Source organism: Pseudomonas putida (assembly GCF_028682395.1).
GTDB classification, from domain to species: Bacteria; Pseudomonadota; Gammaproteobacteria; order Pseudomonadales; family Pseudomonadaceae; genus Aquipseudomonas; species Aquipseudomonas putida_AB.
Map to the genome: position 1 here is coordinate 1,070,875 of NZ_JANHLC010000001.1, position 17,129 is coordinate 1,088,003.

Sequence of the window (17,129 nt, forward strand, 5' to 3'; positions counted from 1 at the left end):
AACCGGCAAAAACCGTAAGGACAAACTGTAAAGAATGTAAATTCAGTGCGAATAGTAATTTATCGCAATTGATACAAGTTATTGCTTCCCCTATATTCCGCCCCCTCGAAACCTTGGGGAGGGGACTTCACATGTCGCACCAACAATTACCGGTTAGTTCGCCACGCTTGCTCGCATCCGCCATCGGCATGGCTTTGACGGCCACATCGGCCGTACAAATGGCCCATGCGGCCGAGAACACCGAAAGCAAGGCGCAGCCAAAGACCATCGCGCTCGATGCCACCAGCGTCACCGGTGAAGCCCAGGACGCGACCTCCTACCAGGTCGAGAAGGCCTCTTCCCAGAAGTACACCGCTCCGCTGGTCGATATCCCGCGCTCGGTCACCGTGATCCCGCAACAGGTCATCAAGGACACCGGCGCCCTGACCATGCAGGACGCCCTGCGCACCGTACCGGGCATTACCTTCGGCGCGGGCGAAGGCGGCAACCCCCAGGGTGACCGGCCGTTTATCCGCGGCTTCGATGCCCAGGGCGATACCTACCTGGACGGCGTGCGCGACACGGGTGCTCAGAGCCGGGAAATCTTCGCCCTGGAATCGATCGAAGTCGCCAAGGGCCCGAACTCGTCCATTGGCGGGCGTGGCGCCGCCGGCGGTTCGATCAACCTGGTCAGCAAGAAAGCCCACCTGGGCAACTCGCTGGACGGCGGCTTTACCTGGGGCTCGGACCAGACCCAGCGCTACACCTTCGACGGCAACTATCAATTCACCGATACCGCCGCCGGCCGGCTCAATCTGATGAGCCATGAAAGCAATGTCGCCGGGCGCGATGCCGTCAACTACGACCGCTGGGGTATCGCACCGTCCCTGGCCTTCGGCCTGGGCACCGGAACACGGGTGTTTCTCGATTACTACCACCTGGAAAGCGATGACCTGCCGGACTCCGGCATTCCGTATGGCTACTCGCTGGGCGTCAAATCCCACACCTCCGCCAGCCCGGACAAGCCAACCGACGGCGGCGACAGCAACAACTTCTATGGTCTGAAAGACCGTGATTTCCGCAAGTCGCGCGTGGATATCGCCACCTTCGCCATCGAACACGACCTAAGCGACTCGCTGACCCTGAAAAACACCCTGCGTCACGGTTCCAGCCTGCAGGACTACATCCTGACCCAGCCTGACGACAGCCAGGGCAACGTCATCAATGGCACCGTCTGGCGCCGGGCCAACACCCGCGTCTCGAACACCGACACCACCACCAACCAGACCGACCTGTACGGCGAGTTCCAACTGGCGGGGTTCAAGAACAACTTCTCCACCGGCATCGAGTTGTCCGACGAAAACTCGCGCAAGAGCGGCTACACCGTCAATACCGATACCGGCTTCAAGAACGGCAACACCACGGTCTGCCCGCCAGGGGCAGCGACCGGCAACAACTGCACCTCGCTGGGCAACCCGAACCCGAACGATCCATGGGGCGGCGCCATCTCGCGTAACTATGCGGGGACGAACACCGAAGGCAAGACACGGGCCCTCTATTTCACCGATACCCTGGAGCTGACGCCCCAGTGGCTGGTCAATATGGGCTTGCGCTATGACCACTATGAAGTCGAAGCCAAAACCAAGGATGCGAACCGTGCCACCACCTTCAAGGCCCGGGATACCAGCGAATTCGTGACCGGCCAACTCGGCCTGGTGTGGAAGCCGCAGGAAAACGGCAGCATCTACATTTCCTACGCAACATCGGCGACACCGGTTGGCACCTCACTGGACAACGGCGTGGAAACCAACCCGCTGCCAGGTTCCGTGGGCCTCGCGACCAGCATCATCAGCGACATGGAGCCCGAGGAAACCACCAACTACGAGATCGGTACCAAGTGGAACCTGCTTAATGACCGCCTCTCCCTGACCGGTGCCATCTTCCGTACCGAGAAGGAAAACACGCGGGTTCTGGGCAGCAACTACACCTATGAGAACGCCGGTACGACCCGGATCGACGGCCTGGAACTGTCGGCCAGCGGTAAACTCACCGATAAATGGCAGGTCTTTGCCGGCTACAGCTACATGGACAGCGAGTTGGTCGATCCGGGCGCGGCGGGTGACCGCAACGGCAAGGTGACCAACCTCAACAATCCAGCCAAGGGTAATCAGTTGCCCAACACCCCGAACAACACCTTCACCCTGTGGACCACCTACAACGTGACCCAGAAACTGACCATTGGTGGCGGTGCGTTCTATGTCGACGATGTCTGGGGTGATAACAACAACACGGTTTATGTGCCGTCCTATACCCGCTACGACGCCATGGCCAGCTATAAGCTGAGCAAGAACGTCGAACTGCAACTCAACGTACAAAACCTGACCGACAAGACCTACTACGACAAGGCCTACTCAGCTCACTTCGCCAACCAGGCCGCCGGCCGGACCGCGCTGTTGAGCACCAACTTCCACTTCTAACCCAAGTGGCGACGCCAAGGCCCCATGCACTCCAGTGCTTGGGGCTTTTGCGTGTAAAAAAGAATGTTTCTCGACAACTCGCGGCATAATACCCGCCGCGATTCATACCTCTGGACGAACAAGGCGGTCGACGTGCTCAAGAAAACCCTGTTCCAGCTGCACTGGTTCTTCGGAATCACCGCAGGTCTGGTCCTGGCCCTGATGGGTGTTACCGGCGCGGCGGTATCGTTCCAGGACGAGATCCTGCGCGCGCTCAACCCCTCGGTGCTGCACGTCGAAAAGCGCGAAACCGGTGTGCTGCCGCCCGCCGAGTTGGTCAGCCAACTGGAGGCCCGTGAAGGCAAGGCCGTGTCGATGCTCTGGGTCGATGTCCAGGACGACCTGGCCGCCCGTGTGTTCTTCACCCCGCCACCGGGCGAGCGTCGTGGCCAGATGCGCTACTTCGACCCTTACACCAGCGAGTACCAGGGCGAGGCGTCCGGCCAGGGCTTCTTCAACCTGATGCTGCAACTGCACCGCTTCCTGGCCATGGGCGATACCGGCCGGCAGATCACCGGCGCCTGTACCTTGCTGCTGGTGTTTTTCTGCCTCTCGGGGCTGTACCTGCGCTGGCCGCGCCAGGCCCTGAACTGGCGGGCCTGGCTGACGCTGGACTGGGCCAAGAAAGGCCGCGCCTTCAACTGGGACCTGCACTCGGTTGCCGGCACCTGGTGCCTGGTGCTTTATCTGTTGTCGGCACTGACCGGGTTGTCCTGGTCCTATGAGTGGTACAACAAGGGCCTCAACGCCTTGCTGGCCGACTCCCCGGCCCAGCAACGCATGAAGGGCGGACGCGGCCCGGCGCCTAAGGGCCCGGCCCCGGTCGCCGACTACACGGCCATCTGGAACAGCATCCAGAGTGCCGCTGGCCCCGAACTGGCCACCTACAACGTGCGTATGCCGCCAGTGGCCGGGCAACCAGCCACTGTGTTCTATCTGCTCAAGGATTCGCCCCACGAACGGGCGCTGAACCAGATCACCCTCGACCCGGCCACCGGCGTGATCCGCCGCCACGACCGCTATGACGAGAAAAGCTTCAAGGCGCAGTTGCTCACCAGCATCTACGCCCTGCATGTCGGCAGCTACTTCGGCGTGGTCGGGCGGATCGTGCTGATGGTCTCCAGCCTGCTGATGCCGCTGTTCTTCATCACCGGCTGGCTGCTGTACCTGGACCGTCGACGCAAGAAGCGCCAGGTACGCAGCGCACGCCAGGGCCTCGCTGCGCCGACCGGCAAAGGCCCGTCCTGGCTGGTAGGGTTTGCCAGCCAGAGCGGTTTCGCCGAACAGCTGGCCTGGCAGACTGCAAGCCAATTGCAGGCTGGCGGTCTGTCCGTGCGCGTGCAACCCCTGGCCGAACTGGATGAACAGGCACTGCGGGAGACGGACAAGGCCTTGTTTGTCGTCAGCACCTTTGGCGACGGCGAAGCGCCGGACAGCGCCCGCGGTTTCGAACGCAAGGTCCTCGGCCAGCCCTGGGCCCTCGAAGGGTTGAGCTACTCGGTGCTGGCGCTGGGGGATCGGCAGTACCCGCACTTCTGCGGCTTTGCCCGCCGCCTGCAGGGCTGGCTGGGCGAACGTGGTGCACGGACGCTGTTTGCCCCGGTCGAAGTCGACAGCGGCGACCCCGAGGCACTGAGCCAATGGCAGCAGCAGCTCGGCGCCCTCACTGGCAGCGCTCCGACCACTCCCTGGAAAGGCGCGACCTTCGACAACTGGACCCTGGCTTCTCGCCAGTTACTCAATCCGGGCAGCAGTGGCAACGGCGTGTATCTGCTGGGCCTGAGCGCGCCGGCAGCGCTGACCTGGCAGGCTGGCGATCTGGTCGAGGTCATGCCGCGCCACAGCGACGCCAAGGTTGCGCACTTTCTCGAAGGCATGGGCCTGGATGCCGATGACCTGGTGCAACTGGACGGCCTGACCGAAACCCTGGCCCAGGCTTTGGCAACCCGGCAATTGCCGGACAATCGCGGCCATTTGGTTGGGCTACAGGCCCAGGCCCTGGTCGATGCCTTGATCCCCCTGGCCATTCGTGAGTATTCGATTGCTTCGATTGCCAGCGACGGCGTGCTGGAACTGATCGTGCGTCAGGAACGCCATGCCGATGGTAGCCTGGGCCTGGGTTCCGGCTGGCTGACCGAGTACGCGCCTGTGGGCGCGGCCATCAGCCTGCGGATCCGCCGTAACAGCGGCTTCCATCTGCCCAGTGAGCCCTGCCCGATGATCCTGCTGGGCAATGGCACCGGCCTGGCCGGGCTGCGCAGCCTGCTCAGGGCGCGGATCGCCGATGGCGAACAGCGTAACTGGTTGTTCTTTGGCGAGCGCAATGCCGCCCATGACTTCCTGTGCCAGGACGAACTGCAAGGCTGGCTCGCCCAGGGTGAACTGGCGCGCCTGGACCTGGCGTTCTCCCGCGACCAGAGCGAGAAGATCTATGTGCAGGACCGCCTGCGCGAAGCAGCGGACGAGCTGCGCCAATGGCTCGACAATGGCGCCGCGATCTATATCTGCGGCAGCCTGCAAGGCATGGCCAGCGGGGTTGATCAAGTCCTGCACGAGCTGCTGGGCGCCAAGGCGGTTGAAGCCCTGATCGAGCAGGGCCGTTACCGACGGGATGTGTATTGAGCGGTTGAGGTACAGATCGCGAGTCGGCTCGCACCTACGGATTGAATGATCGCCTGTAGGGCGAGCTTGCGCGCAAGCCTGCAAGGCTCAGCGCGCAAGCTCAAGCCCTTGTCTTCAAGCCTTGGCCGGCTCCAAGAGCAGCTCCGCCGCCTCCGGGCGTTTGAGCAGCGCATAGGTCACCGCCGTCACCAGGCTCCCCGCCACAATCGCCAGCAGATACAGCAGCGCGTGGTTCATTGCGTTGGGGATCAGCAGCACAAACAACCCGCCATGGGGCGCCATCAGTTTGCAGCCGAAGTACATCGACAGCGCTCCCGTCAGTGCACCACCGGCCACACAGGCCGGGATGACCCGCAACGGATCCTTGGCAGCAAAGGGAATCGCCCCTTCGGAGATAAAACACAACCCCAGCACAAAAGCCGCCTTTCCCGCCTCACGCTCGCTCTGGGCAAATTTGCGCCGGGCAATAAAGGTTGCGATAGCCAAACCGATGGGCGGCACCATCCCCGCCGCCATGGTCGCGGCCATCGGGCCCAGGCTGTGGGTCGCGACCATCCCCACCGAAAACGCATAGGCCGCCTTGTTGATCGGTCCACCGAGGTCGACGCACATCATCGCACCCAACAAAATGCCCAGCAAAATCGCGTTGGTGGTGCCCATGCTGTCGAGGAACTGCGACAGGCCGATCAGCAGCGTCGCCACCGGTGGGCCGACCACATAAATCATCAACAACCCGGTAAACAGACTGGCGACCAACGGGATGATCAGGATCGGCTTGAGTGCTTCCAGGCTGCTTGGCAGCCGCGCATAGCGGCTGATCAAGCGGGCACTGTAGCCCGCAATAAAACCGGCGATAATCCCACCGATAAAGCCCGCGCCCAGCGTGCTTGCCAGCAGCCCACCAATCATCCCCGGCGCCAGGCCCGGCCGGTCGGCGATGGAGTAGGCGATATAGCCGGCAAGCAAGGGCACCATCAGTTTGAATGCCGTGTCGCCGCCGATCTGCATCAGCGCCGCCGCCAACGTGCCCTTCTCTTCATAAGCAGTAATGCCGAAGACAAACGACAGCGCGATCATCAGACCGCCCGCCACCACCATCGGCAACATAAACGACACGCCGGTCAGCAGATGTTTGTAGACCCCGGTCTTTTCCGTCTTCGGCGCCACCGTCGAACCACTGGCCGGGGTTTCCAGTTGAGCTTCGGCCAGTGCCTTGTTCAGGGTCGCTTCGGCCTGCTTGAGGGCGATACCAGTGCCACAACGGTAGATTTTCTTGCCGGCAAACCGCTCGCTGGGCACCTCGATATCCGCCGCCAACAGCACCACATCGGCTTCGGCAATGGCCTGCGCACTGAGTGGATTGCGCGCGCCCACCGAGCCCTGGGTTTCCACCTGCAACCCGTAGCCCAGGCGCTTGGCCGCCTGTTGCAACGCCTCGGCGGCCATAAAGGTATGGGCCACGCCGGTCGGACACGCCGTTACGGCCACCAGGCGCGGAGCCCGGGCCTCGGCGGCCGGTGCTGCGGGCGCCTCGGGGACATCCACGGCGCAGTACAACTCGGCCTCCAGCGCACCGCGCTGCAATATCGCCTCGACATCCTGCAATGCCTCGGCCGGGGTACTGCGAAAGACCCGTTTGCCGACAAAGCGCGCCATGTCCACCGGCACGCTGCTGACCAGCAGCACCCATTCGGCAGCGGCCAGGGTCGCCGCGGACAGCTGGCGTTCGGGGTGCTGCACATCCTGGACTTCAACGCTGGTGCTCCAGCCCTGGCGCTGGGCCGCCGCCTCCAGCAGCCGGGCACAGAGCACGCTGGTGACCTTGCCATTCGGACAGGCGGTAACAATGGCTACATTCATGTTTATCCCTCTTGTTCTTCGGTCAGGGCGCGGACCTGAACACCGCGCGCAAGCTCAGCCAACTGCAGCGGATCGGCCACGCCGAAGCCAATCTGGGTCACCGCCATGGCCGCAATGGCCGTCGCACGGCCCAGGGTCAGTTCCGGCGTGTGCCCGCTCAGCAGCCCATGGAGCATGCCGGCCAGCAGCGAGTCGCCCGCCCCCACCGTACTGAGCACCGCCACCTTGGGCGGCACCGCCTGCCAGGCCGCGTTCGGGCCGAACCAGTTGACCCCGGCCGCCCCCCGGGAAATCACCACATGCTCGACCCCCTGGCCCTGCAGCCAGTTGGCCGCTGCTCGCCGCGCCGCCAGAGATTCGACCGGCTGGCCATAGACATCTGCCAGCTCCTCATCGTTGGGCTTGACCAGCCAGGGTCCTGCCACCAGCCCGGCACGCAACGCCGCACCACTGGTATCGAGGGCAACCTTGAGGCCCAGGCCCTTGAGCCTTAGCAGCAAGGTTTGCAACCACTCGGGGCGAATACCCTGCGGCAGGCTCCCTGCCACCACCGCCACCGCGCAACCACCGGCCAGTTGTTCAAGACTGTCCAGCAAGGCCTGCTGGGCCGCGTCGTCAACCCAGGGGCCCGGGCCGTTGATATCGGTGATCCGCCCATCGGCTTCAGCCAGTTTGATGTTGCTGCGGGTTTCACCCGGGACCCGGATAAAGCCGTCGACAAAACCGCGCTGGCGGATCAACGCCTCGAAGGGCTGGGGGTTGTCCTGGCCGAGAAAGCCCGCGACAACCAACTGATGCCCCAGGTCCGCCAGCACTTGTGCCACATTCAGGCCCTTGCCTGCGGCATGACTGAGCAGCCCTTCGCTGCGATTGACCTGGCCCGGTTCCAGGCGCGCCATCTGCACCGTCAGGTCCAGGGCCGGGTTAAGGGTGATCGTTAGAATCCGCGCCATTTAAAGAGCCTCCACCAATGCCCGCACTTCATCGGCGCTGCCCACCGCCAGGGCTTGCTGCGCCACGTCTCGGGCCTGCTCAAGCGTTAATTCGCGGACCCGCGCCTTGACCTCACCGATGCTGCGCGCCGCCACACTCAATTCATCGACCCCCAGGCCCACCAGTACCGGCACCGCCAGCGGGTCAGCCGCCAACTCGCCGCATACGCCCACCCATTTACCCTCGGCATGGGCGGCACGCACGGTGATATCAATCAGTTGCAGCACCGCCGGATGCAGGCCATCCGCCTGCGCCGACAACGTCGGATGGCCACGGTCGATGGCCAGGGTGTACTGCGTCAGATCATTGGTGCCGACACTGAAAAAATCGACTTCCTTGGCCAACACCGGCGCCAGCAGCGCCGCCGAAGGCACCTCGACCATGATCCCCAATTGCAGATCGGCCACCGGGATTTCCTCGCGCAAGCGTTCGGTCATTGCCCGGGCCTGGCGCCACTCGGCAACGCTGCCGACCATGGGGAACATGATCCGCAGCGGTCGGTTGTCAGCGGCCCGCAATAGCGCACGCAACTGGCTCTCCATCACCTTCGGTCGCTGCAGAGTCAGGCGGATACCGCGCACGCCGAGAAAGGGGTTTTCCTCTTTGGCAATCGGCCAATAAGGCAGAGGTTTATCACCGCCCACATCCAGGGTACGTACCACCAGCGGCCGCCCGGCCAGGCCGGTGAGCACACGGCGGTACTCAGCTTCCTGAGTGGCTTCGTCGGGGACCTGCGGATGGGCCATGAAAATCAGTTCGGTGCGCAGCAGACCGATACCTTCGGCGCCCTGTTCGACGGCGGCGCCGACCCCGGCGCTTTCGCCCAGGTTGGCAAAAACCTCGACACCATGGCCGTCGCGAGTCACCGCCGGCTCATGGCGGCGGGCGGCCGCCTCACTCAGGCGCTGCGCCCGGCTGTCACGCTCGGCCCGTGCCCGTTCGAGGGTCTGGGCATCGGGGTGCACATGCAGCCGACCTCGCTGGCTGTCGAGCAGCAATGGCGTACCCGGGGCCAGCAACAATACCGAAGCCCCGGCCCCGACCAGCGCCGGAATCCCCAGGGCCCGGGCGATAATCGCGCTGTGAGCGGTCGCGCCACCCCGGGCGGTCAGGATCCCGGCGACCCGTGCCGGATCGAGCCGCGCCACATCGGAGGGGCCGACTTCGTCCATCACCAGCACATAGGGTTCGTCCGGCTCGTCCGGGGTCTGGTGACCACACAGATGGGCCAGCACCCGCCGCCCGATATCGCGTAGGTCAGCAGCCCGCTCGGCCAACAGCGCATCGTGCAGCGACTCCTGCTGCCGGGCGGCATGGTCGATCACGCTGGTCCACGCGGCCTCGGCGCTTTCGCCCTGCTTGAGGCGCGTCTCCACCTCGTCGCTCAGCTCGGGGTCGTCGAGCATTTCCTGATGGGTGATGAAAATCTCGCGAATCGCCTTGGCCTGGCTGCGCTGGACCAACCCTTCGAGCGCCGCGCGGACCTCGGCCAGCGCCTGGTGCAGGCGCTGGCGTTCGATAGCCGCCGACACCCCGCGCAGCGGATAGTCGAAAACCTGGAGTACCTGCAGATGTGCAGGGCCGATGGCGATCCCCGGCGCAGCGGCAATCGCCTGCAACTGGCTGCCCGCCGCCGGCGCACTCAGGGGGGCTTCATCGCTTTCGGTATCGGCCACGGCTACCGACGCTTCGGGCACCGGCTCGACCTCTTCGCCCAGGCCCTGTTCCACGGCCGTGACCAGTGCCGGCAAGGCCTGGTCCGCAATGCTCGGCTCGGCCAGGAACTCCAGCACCTGGCCACGCCGTACGCCCAGGCTCAGCAGCTTGCTCAAGCTCTTGGCCGAGACGGCGCTGGTGGGCGAATCGAGCAAACGCACACGGATATCGCCGTCAAAACCCTTGGCCAGTTGGGCCAGTATCTTGGCCGGGCGTGCATGCAGGCCATGGGCATTGGCCAGGGTGATACGGGCGCTGGGCCAGTCGGCCGGAACGTCGCCCCCCAGCACTTCAAGCACCGCGCGGCTACTGGTGGCGCGCCCCAGTTCATGGCCACGGCCCTCGATCAACAGTGCGCACAGCCGCTCCAACAGCGCCTGGTGCGCCTCGCCCAGGCTGGCTAGGCAAAACAGCCCACTAAGCGGCTGGCCGAGGTAGCGAATCGGCCGGTCCGGGGTGACAAAAGCCAGGCCCGGGCGCTTGACCGTCTGCTCGCTGTGCAGCCACCAGAGCCCATCCCCCAGAGGCAGCGCCTCAACCTGTTGCAACACCGCGGCAAAACCATTGCTGACGCAATCGGCCTGGCGCAACAGGCGCGCGCCGCGCCAGACCAGTTCCTCGAAATCCTCGGCGGGCACGCCCAAGCCGATCATCTGTGCATCCAGTGCCAGTTCCTGGGGCGCGCCCTGCAACAGTTTCAGCAAGGCTTCGGGCGAACCGGCGCGACGCAGCGCCTGGCCCAGGTCGGTTTCCCCCAGGGCCCGGGTCAGCAGTTGCAGCAGATGCAGATGTTCATCGGACTTGGCGGCGATGCCGATGGCCAGGTAGACAATCTGGCCATCGCCCCAGTCGACCCCCTCGGGAAACTGCAGCAGATGGACGCCGGTCGTGAACACCTGGTCGCGGGTCTGCGGCGTGCCATGGGGAATGGCGATGCCCTGGCCAAGAAAGGTCGAGCCCTGGGCCTCGCGAGCTTGCAGGCCGGCCAGATAGCCTTCAGCTACCAGGCCGTCAGCCACCAGCCGGTCGGCCAGCAGTTGCAGGGCCGCAGACTTATCCACAGCCACCTGGCCCATGGATATCTGCTCTACGGTGAGCTCGAGCATGCCTTTCTCCTTTTCGGCCCCGCCGGGGCGCCAGGTATTGTTTTGAATGAATCAGCTTAGGCCGGATCGTTGCACGCCACTTCCAGGCCTGCTTCGATCAGCGGATATTCCCCTAAAACAAGCAAGCTGAAACGTTTAATCTTGAGTGCGCAGCACGTTACTCGATAATTGCTCGTGGTTGAAGCACTCGCTGTCGCCGAAAGTACCAGGCGCCTGTCCTCCAGACAGACGATGGTCGCCTGCCGATATCGGGTACGATTGGTCACAATGCCGACAATAGCGACAATAAAGAAGGAATTCCCGGCTTGAAACTCAGTGATATCGCCCAATTGGCTGGAGTGTCCGTCACCACCGCCAGCTACGTCATCAATGGCAAGGCCGAACAACAGCGCATCAGCCGCGCGACGGTGGAACGCGTGCGCAGCGTGGTCGAGGAATATGGCTTTACGCCCAACCCTCAGGCCGCCGGACTGCGCAGCCGGCGCACACGGACCCTGGGGTTTATTCTCCCGGACCTGGAAAACCCCAGCTACGCCCGCATCGCCAAACTGCTGGAACAAGGCGCCCGTGCCCGCGGCTATCAATTGCTGGTCGCCAGTTCCGACGATGCGCCGGACAGCGAGCGGCAACTGCTGCAATTGTTCCGCGCGCGGCGCTGCGACGCCCTGTTCGTCGCCAGTTGCTTACCCGGCTCGGATGACAGCTACCGGCAGTTGCAGGAGCTCGGCGTGCCGATCATTGCTATCGACCGGGTCATGGACAGCGAGCAGTTCTGCTCGGTGGTCAGCGACGACCGCGAGGCCAGCCTGCAACTGACCCGCAGCGTGCTCCACCTCAAACCCCGGCATATCGCCCTGATTGGCGCCCGGGCGGAACTGAGCATCAGCCAGGAACGCGCCGCCGGTTTCCAGCAGGCACTCGAAGGCTTCGACGGCCAGGTCCTGATCGAAACCAGCGAGGCCTTCAGCCGTGATGGCGGGCGTCAGTCCATGGAGCGCCTGCTGGCACGCCTGGGCCATCTGCCCGATGCCCTGGTCACAACGTCCTACGTACTGCTGCAAGGGGTGTTCGATGCGTTGATCGAGCAGCCGGACCGGCAACCGGCGCTGCGCCTGGGCACCTTCGGCGACACCCAACTGCTGGACTTCCTGCCGCTGCCCGTCAATGCCATGGCCCAGCAACATGGGTTGATCGCCGAACAGGCCCTGCAACTGGCTCTCGCCGCCGTCGAGCAGCAGCTCTACAGCCCGGGCGTGCATGCGGTTGCGCGCACGTTCAAGCAGCGCATTCGCGAGGCATGAGCGTGGAACTGATCGACAGCCATACCCACCTGGATTTTCCCGACTTCGAGGCCGACCGCGCGCAAGTACTCGCGCGCAGTCGACAACAGGGCGTCGGGCGAATGGTGGTATTGGGGGTCTATCAGCGCCATTGGCAGCGTTTGTGGGCGCTGGTCCAGAGCGATCCACAGCTGTACGCCGCCTTTGGCCTGCATCCGGTGTATCTGGATCAGCACTCTGCTGGCGATCTGACGGAACTGGGCGACTGGCTCAGTCGCCTGGCCGGCCACCGCCAGTTATGTGCGGTGGGCGAGATCGGCCTGGATTACTTTTTGCCCGGCCTCGATCGCCAGCGCCAGCAGGATCTGTTCGAGGCCCAGTTGCAACTGGCCAAGGACTTCCAGCTGCCCGCCCTGCTCCATGTGCGCCGCAGCCATGCCGCCGTGATCGCCAGCCTGAAACGCCACCGCCTGCCCCGTGGCGGTATCGTCCATGCATTCGCGGGCAGTTGGGAGGAGGCGCGTGAATACCTCAAGCTGGGCTTCAAGCTCGGTCTTGGCGGTGCCGGTACCTGGCCCCAGGCCTTGCGCCTGCGCCAGGTCATCGCCCGCCTGCCACTGGACAGCATCGTCCTGGAAACCGACTCACCAGACATGGCGCCCGCCATGTTCGCCCAACAACGCAATAGCCCCGAGCATCTACCGGCCATCTGCGCAGCCCTGGCCGAGCTGCTGGCAATCAGCCCCGAAGCCTTGGCCCAGGCAAGCACGGCCAATGCCTGCGCGCTATTCAACTGGCCCCTGGCTAGCGCCTGACCGCCTGCAACCTCACGACCTGACGTCGTTCACGCCAGGCATACATCCATACCCCGCCATACCCCAGCAGTGCCCCCAGGGATATCGCCCATTGCCCGCCCTGGCTGATCAGTCCCATTTTCTCCACGACCCCCCCAATCAGCAGCGTCGCGACCGCCAATACCAGTGCCGCCGCGTGTATCAGGCTTAAAGTCCCCAGACGGCGCAGACGCCTGAGTTGCCCCAGGCCCTCAAGGCGTAGCGCGGCCTGGCACTGCTGGCAGGCAAAGGGCTCGTCGATGACCAGGGCATTGAGCTGCCAGGGCTGTAATTGCAGAGGGACACGGCAGTTCGGACACTCACTGCGAATGCCCGGGGGAGAAGCGTTCATAACCTGGTTTTCTCTTAACGCGGTGTCGAGGACGGCCGACGGGCTCAAGACTTCTTCAAGAGCGGAAGAAAAATCTGACACAAAAGGGAACAGGAAACCAGGGAGGAAGCCCAGAGGTAAAGTAATTCATATTATTTTAACGCAGACCATTGCGAGCGTGCCGTACCAGCGCGCTCGCAGTGACCAACGCCTAGACGCGAAATGCACTGATCAACTGCTTGAGCTGCACCACCTGCAGCGACAATTGCCGGCTGGCATCTTCGGTCTGGTGCGCACCTTCGGCGGTGCGTTCACCGGCACGATTGATCTCGACGATGTTCTGGTCGATGTCGTGGGCCACCGCGGTCTGCTGCTCGACCGCCGCCGCAATCTGCTGGTTCTGATCGACAATCATGCCCACTGCGCCGAGGATATTTTCCAGCGCTTGCTGGACCTTTTCCGACTGCCCCACCGTGCCACTCGCCATTTCATGACTGCTGCCCATGGCCTTGACCGCCGCACCCACACCGCCATGCAACTTGCTGATCATTTGCTCGATTTCTTCGGTCGACTGCTGGGTGCGCTTGGCCAGGGTACGGACCTCGTCGGCCACCACTGCAAACCCGCGCCCTTGCTCACCAGCACGTGCCGCTTCGATCGCGGCGTTGAGCGCCAGTAGATTGGTCTGCTCGGCGATGCTCTTGATCACCTCCAGCACCCGGCTGATAGACTGGCTATCAATGGCCAGTTGATTGATCACCACCACCGACTGGTCGATCTCACTGGCCAGGCGCGCGATGCTGCCTTGCTGGGACTCCACCAGGCTGCGGCCACTGACCGTTTCATCATTGACGCTATGGGCGCTGCTAACCGCCGCCGCTGCGCTGCGTGCCACTTCCTGGGCGGTCGCCGACATCTGGTTCATGGCCGTGGCCACCAGCTCGATCTGATTGCGCTGGCCGGCCACCGCAAGGTTGCTGCTGGCTGAAACCGACTCGACCTGGCTGGCCTGGCGCTCGACTTCGATCACGGTCTTGCCGACCAGCTCGATCAGATCATGGATCTTCGCCACGGTGCCGTTGAATACATCACCCAGTTCACCCAGCTCATCACGGCTGTGGGCCTTGAAGGTGACGGTCATGTCCCCCGCCGCCACCTTGTCCATCATCGCGCCCAGGCGCTTGAGGGTGGTGCGGGTCGAAGCGTAGAAACCGCCATAGAGATAGACGATGGACAGGAACACCACGGCCAGCGCCACCACCAGCAACACCATGTGCAGGCGGTTTTGCTTGAGGCGCTGCTGCAATTCCTGATCGAAAAAACTCAGGGTCGCGTCATTGAGTTCGTAGGTCTTGGCCATCAGCGCGCTGACCTGGTCATAAAACGTCAACCAGGGCGCTTCCAGCGTATCGGCCATCACCACCTGTTCTTCGAACAGCTCGCTGGCCTGCTTGAGGCTGGCCAGGCTGGCGGCGGCGCTGCCATCGAGCGTGGCCCGGGCGGCCTTGCTGGCGCTCAGGGCATCCTGCAACTTCAGTCCGTACTCGGCCTGGAGCCGCTCGATCTGCTGCAACAACTCATCGAAGCGCGTGCTCGCCGACGAGTTGAGAAACCCCATGCCCAGTGAATAGGCACCCATCGCCCGACCTTCGCCCAGGGTCTGGGTGACTTGCGGCGTGACGCTGGTGATCAGCTCGCTCAGTTGGCGCAGGTCGCTCTGGCTGTCGCGGCTCAGGCCCGACTGACTGGCAATGATCTTGCTGAAAATCTGCGCATTGTTCAGCAGCTTTTCGATCTGCCCGCTTTTGCTTTGCAGGGACTTCTCGGCTTGCTGGGCCTTGAACGCGGCAATCATTTCATCGCGCTTGGCCTCGAACACCGCCACCTGCTCGGGATCGCTGGTCATCGCCTGCAGCGCCTGCAAGCGCTCAAGCACGCTGTCTTCCAGAGTCCTGATCCGGCTTTCGATATCCCCGGCCTTGCCTGACTGGCCAAGCGTGGCGTTGATCTGCACCTGGTTGTTCAGGGTTTCCAGGTCCCGCCGCAGCTTCAGGCTGGCGCCAAGCAGCTCAAGGCTCTGCAGCTCGACCTGGGTCCCCTGGAACTCGCGATAGGCATCGCGTACCAGGTAGAAATTGGTCACCAGCATGGGCACGAAGAACAGAAAACTGATCAGACTGAACTTCATCCCGAAGCTCAGACGATTCATTAGCGCGACGGCGGGATAGAGCAAGCTCTTCACAAGAACACTCCCTTTCCTATTATTTTTATGGGCGATCGCGAACAAGGCACAAAGCCATTATTGCGTGCTGCTATGTGTATAACTCAAATCGGCAGGATGGTTTGTAACTAAAGGTTAACCGTAAATACGGTGACGAAAGGCGGAGGGCCAGGGCGACCCTCCGGGTGGAATTCCGACCGATCGGTCAGAGCAGCAGGGTCCACAGGGCGAAGCCGGCGTACCACAGCAACGCGGCGCGCAGCAGCAGTTCCCAGAGGCTGTCCAGGCTGGCAACCCCTTCGGCGCCCGGCGCCGGAGCAGGCAGTTCGCCGGCGACCCGGCCGACCTTTTCCACCAGTTGCGCGGCACTGATGTCCCAACTGAGCAACTCGTGCAGCATCACCCGACTGACCGCAACAAAGTTACCGACCAGGGCAAAGCTGGCTGCCAGCAAACGCACCGGCAACCAGTCGAAGGCATGCCGCATCTGCGCTGCGCGCTCCACCAGGGCCGGATTGCGCCCATGCTCGACGCACAGTGCCAGCAGGCGATACGCCAGGGCCGCCACCGGCCCCAGCAGGAAATACCAGAAAATCACCGCAAAGAAGCTTTGGTAGGCCTGCCACAGTAGATAACCCTGGACCCGCTCCAGCAACTGCCCGGGCTCATCGGCGCTGAGCCCCAGGTCGCGTTCGGCCACATGCACTGCTGCCTGCTGGTCATCCCGCCGCCAGGCATCGCGAAATGGCCCGAGGGCCGCCAGCAGGTCACCTCGGCCAAGGCTGTAGATCAGCACCAGCAGATGGAGGGGAAAAGCCAACAAGCCATAAGCCAGAGGCTCGATCGCCCAGAGCAGCAAGCCCAGCACGGCCACCGGCAGTACCACCAACATGCTCAGCAGCAACCAGGGACGAGAGGCCAGCCGCGAGCTGGACTCCAATCGCGCGAGTTCGCCCAACCAGGCGCCGTCGCGTTGCAGGCGCTGGCGCAGGGCCGAGAATTTTTCGATCCAGACGGCTAGTAACAACACCAGAAAACTCATTGCCCTACCTCCCTACCCTCAAGTGCTGCGCGGTAACGCGGCCAGTCAAAGCACGGCCCGGGATCGGTCTTGCGCCCCGGGGCAATATCACTGTGTCCGCAAATCCGCTGTGCCGTAATGGCCGGATAAGCGGCCTGTAGTTGGTGAGTCAACGCAATCAGCGTGGCGTATTGGGCATCGGTGAACGGCAGTTCGTCAGTGCCCTCCAGCTCGATCCCCAGTGAAAAATCATTGCAACCCTCGCGCCCCTCGAAGCACGAGACTCCGGCATGCCAGGCCCGCGCCAGGCAGGAGACAAACTGGGTCAGGACACCGTCGCGCTCGATCAGAAAATGCGCGGATACTCGTAAGTCTGCGATGGTTTCAAAGTAGGGGTGTTGCGTGACATCCAGGCGATTCTGGAAGAACTCTTGCACCTTGCCGGTCGCGAACTGGGCCGGAGGCAGGCTGATGTTGTGGATCACCAGCAGCGAAATCTCACCCGCGGGACGCTCATTGCAGTTGGGCGAGGGACAATGACGAATCCCCTGGCACCAGCCCGTGAGACGATCCAACTGCATAAAGGCTCCTCCAGCGCGTGACATTAGCCGCCAGTATGCCGTGATAGAGCGCCAGGAAGCGATCCGCACG

12 protein-coding genes and 1 pseudogene are annotated in these 17,129 nt (G+C 63.4%); 4 read left to right on the plus strand and 9 right to left on the minus strand.

All coding sequences use genetic code 11. From position 1 onward, the window contains the following. Positions 1 to 131: 131 nt before the first annotated feature. Both NPS46_RS05045 and NPS46_RS05050 read left to right on the plus strand, forming a co-directional pair. Positions 132 to 2,456 (plus strand): TonB-dependent receptor, encoded by a 2,325-nt coding sequence (locus NPS46_RS05045; protein ID WP_274105311.1) that lies wholly within the window; start codon positions 132 to 134, stop codon positions 2,454 to 2,456. 132 nt (positions 2,457 to 2,588) lie between these two features. Further along, positions 2,589 to 5,117 carry a sulfite reductase flavoprotein subunit alpha gene (locus NPS46_RS05050; protein WP_274105312.1) on the plus strand — a complete coding sequence of 843 codons (2,529 nt, stop codon included), beginning with the start codon at positions 2,589 to 2,591 and terminating at the stop codon, positions 5,115 to 5,117. Between the two features lie 114 nt (positions 5,118 to 5,231). Here NPS46_RS05050 and NPS46_RS05055 read toward each other — a convergent pair whose 3' ends face one another. Genes NPS46_RS05055 through NPS46_RS05070 form a run of 4 tightly spaced genes read right to left on the minus strand, consistent with a single transcriptional unit; the run spans position 5,232 to position 11,121 of the window. Further along, positions 5,232 to 6,977 carry a PTS fructose-like transporter subunit IIB gene (locus NPS46_RS05055; RefSeq protein WP_274105313.1) on the minus strand — a complete coding sequence of 582 codons (1,746 nt, stop codon included), beginning with the start codon at positions 6,975 to 6,977 and terminating at the stop codon, positions 5,232 to 5,234. 2 nt (positions 6,978 to 6,979) lie between these two features. Continuing rightward, entirely contained in the window at positions 6,980 to 7,930 is a 951-nt protein-coding gene (gene pfkB, locus NPS46_RS05060) for a 1-phosphofructokinase (RefSeq protein ID WP_274105314.1), read from the minus strand. Then, the gene (gene ptsP / locus NPS46_RS05065) at positions 7,931 to 10,792 is read right to left on the minus strand and encodes a phosphoenolpyruvate--protein phosphotransferase (protein ID WP_274105315.1); all 2,862 of its coding nucleotides are present in this window, start codon (positions 10,790 to 10,792) and stop codon (positions 7,931 to 7,933) included. 56 nt (positions 10,793 to 10,848) lie between these two features. Next, entirely contained in the window at positions 10,849 to 11,121 is a 273-nt protein-coding gene (locus NPS46_RS05070; RefSeq protein WP_274105316.1) for a hypothetical protein, read from the minus strand. Here NPS46_RS05070 and cra point away from each other — a divergent pair. After that, complete coding sequence (gene cra, locus NPS46_RS05075; RefSeq protein WP_274105317.1) at positions 11,098 to 12,093, plus strand: catabolite repressor/activator; 996 nt, start codon at positions 11,098 to 11,100, stop codon at positions 12,091 to 12,093. The two genes, NPS46_RS05070 and cra, sit on opposite strands and share 24 nt — an antisense overlap. A 2-nt stretch (positions 12,094 to 12,095) precedes the next feature. Continuing rightward, positions 12,096 to 12,887: a TatD family hydrolase gene (locus NPS46_RS05080; RefSeq protein WP_274105395.1), complete on the plus strand. Its 792-nt coding sequence runs from the start codon at positions 12,096 to 12,098 to the stop codon at positions 12,885 to 12,887. Here the strand turns inward: NPS46_RS05080 and NPS46_RS05085 are convergent. The 5 genes and pseudogenes from NPS46_RS05085 to ampD form a co-directional block, all read right to left on the minus strand. Then, positions 12,877 to 13,257: a hypothetical protein gene (locus NPS46_RS05085; RefSeq protein ID WP_274105318.1), complete on the minus strand. Its 381-nt coding sequence runs from the start codon at positions 13,255 to 13,257 to the stop codon at positions 12,877 to 12,879. The two genes, NPS46_RS05080 and NPS46_RS05085, sit on opposite strands and share 11 nt — an antisense overlap. Positions 13,258 to 13,447: 190 nt before the next feature. Then, on the minus strand, positions 13,448 to 14,377 hold the full coding sequence (locus NPS46_RS25260; RefSeq protein WP_425312699.1) for a methyl-accepting chemotaxis protein: 930 nt from the start codon (positions 14,375 to 14,377) through the stop codon (positions 13,448 to 13,450). Further along, positions 14,354 to 15,445 (minus strand): annotated as a pseudogene (locus NPS46_RS25265) (methyl-accepting chemotaxis protein); the annotation flags it as partial. The pseudogene NPS46_RS25265 and the gene NPS46_RS25260, both read right to left, overlap by 24 nt. Before the next feature lie 217 nt (positions 15,446 to 15,662). Continuing rightward, positions 15,663 to 16,499 (minus strand): regulatory signaling modulator protein AmpE, encoded by an 837-nt coding sequence (ampE, locus tag NPS46_RS05095; protein ID WP_274105320.1) that lies wholly within the window; start codon positions 16,497 to 16,499, stop codon positions 15,663 to 15,665. Beyond that, positions 16,496 to 17,059, minus strand: coding sequence for a 1,6-anhydro-N-acetylmuramyl-L-alanine amidase AmpD (ampD, locus tag NPS46_RS05100; RefSeq protein ID WP_274105321.1), 564 nt, complete (start codon positions 17,057 to 17,059; stop codon positions 16,496 to 16,498). Before ampD ends, ampE begins: the two co-directional genes overlap by 4 nt. Between the last annotated feature and the right edge of the window lie 70 nt (positions 17,060 to 17,129).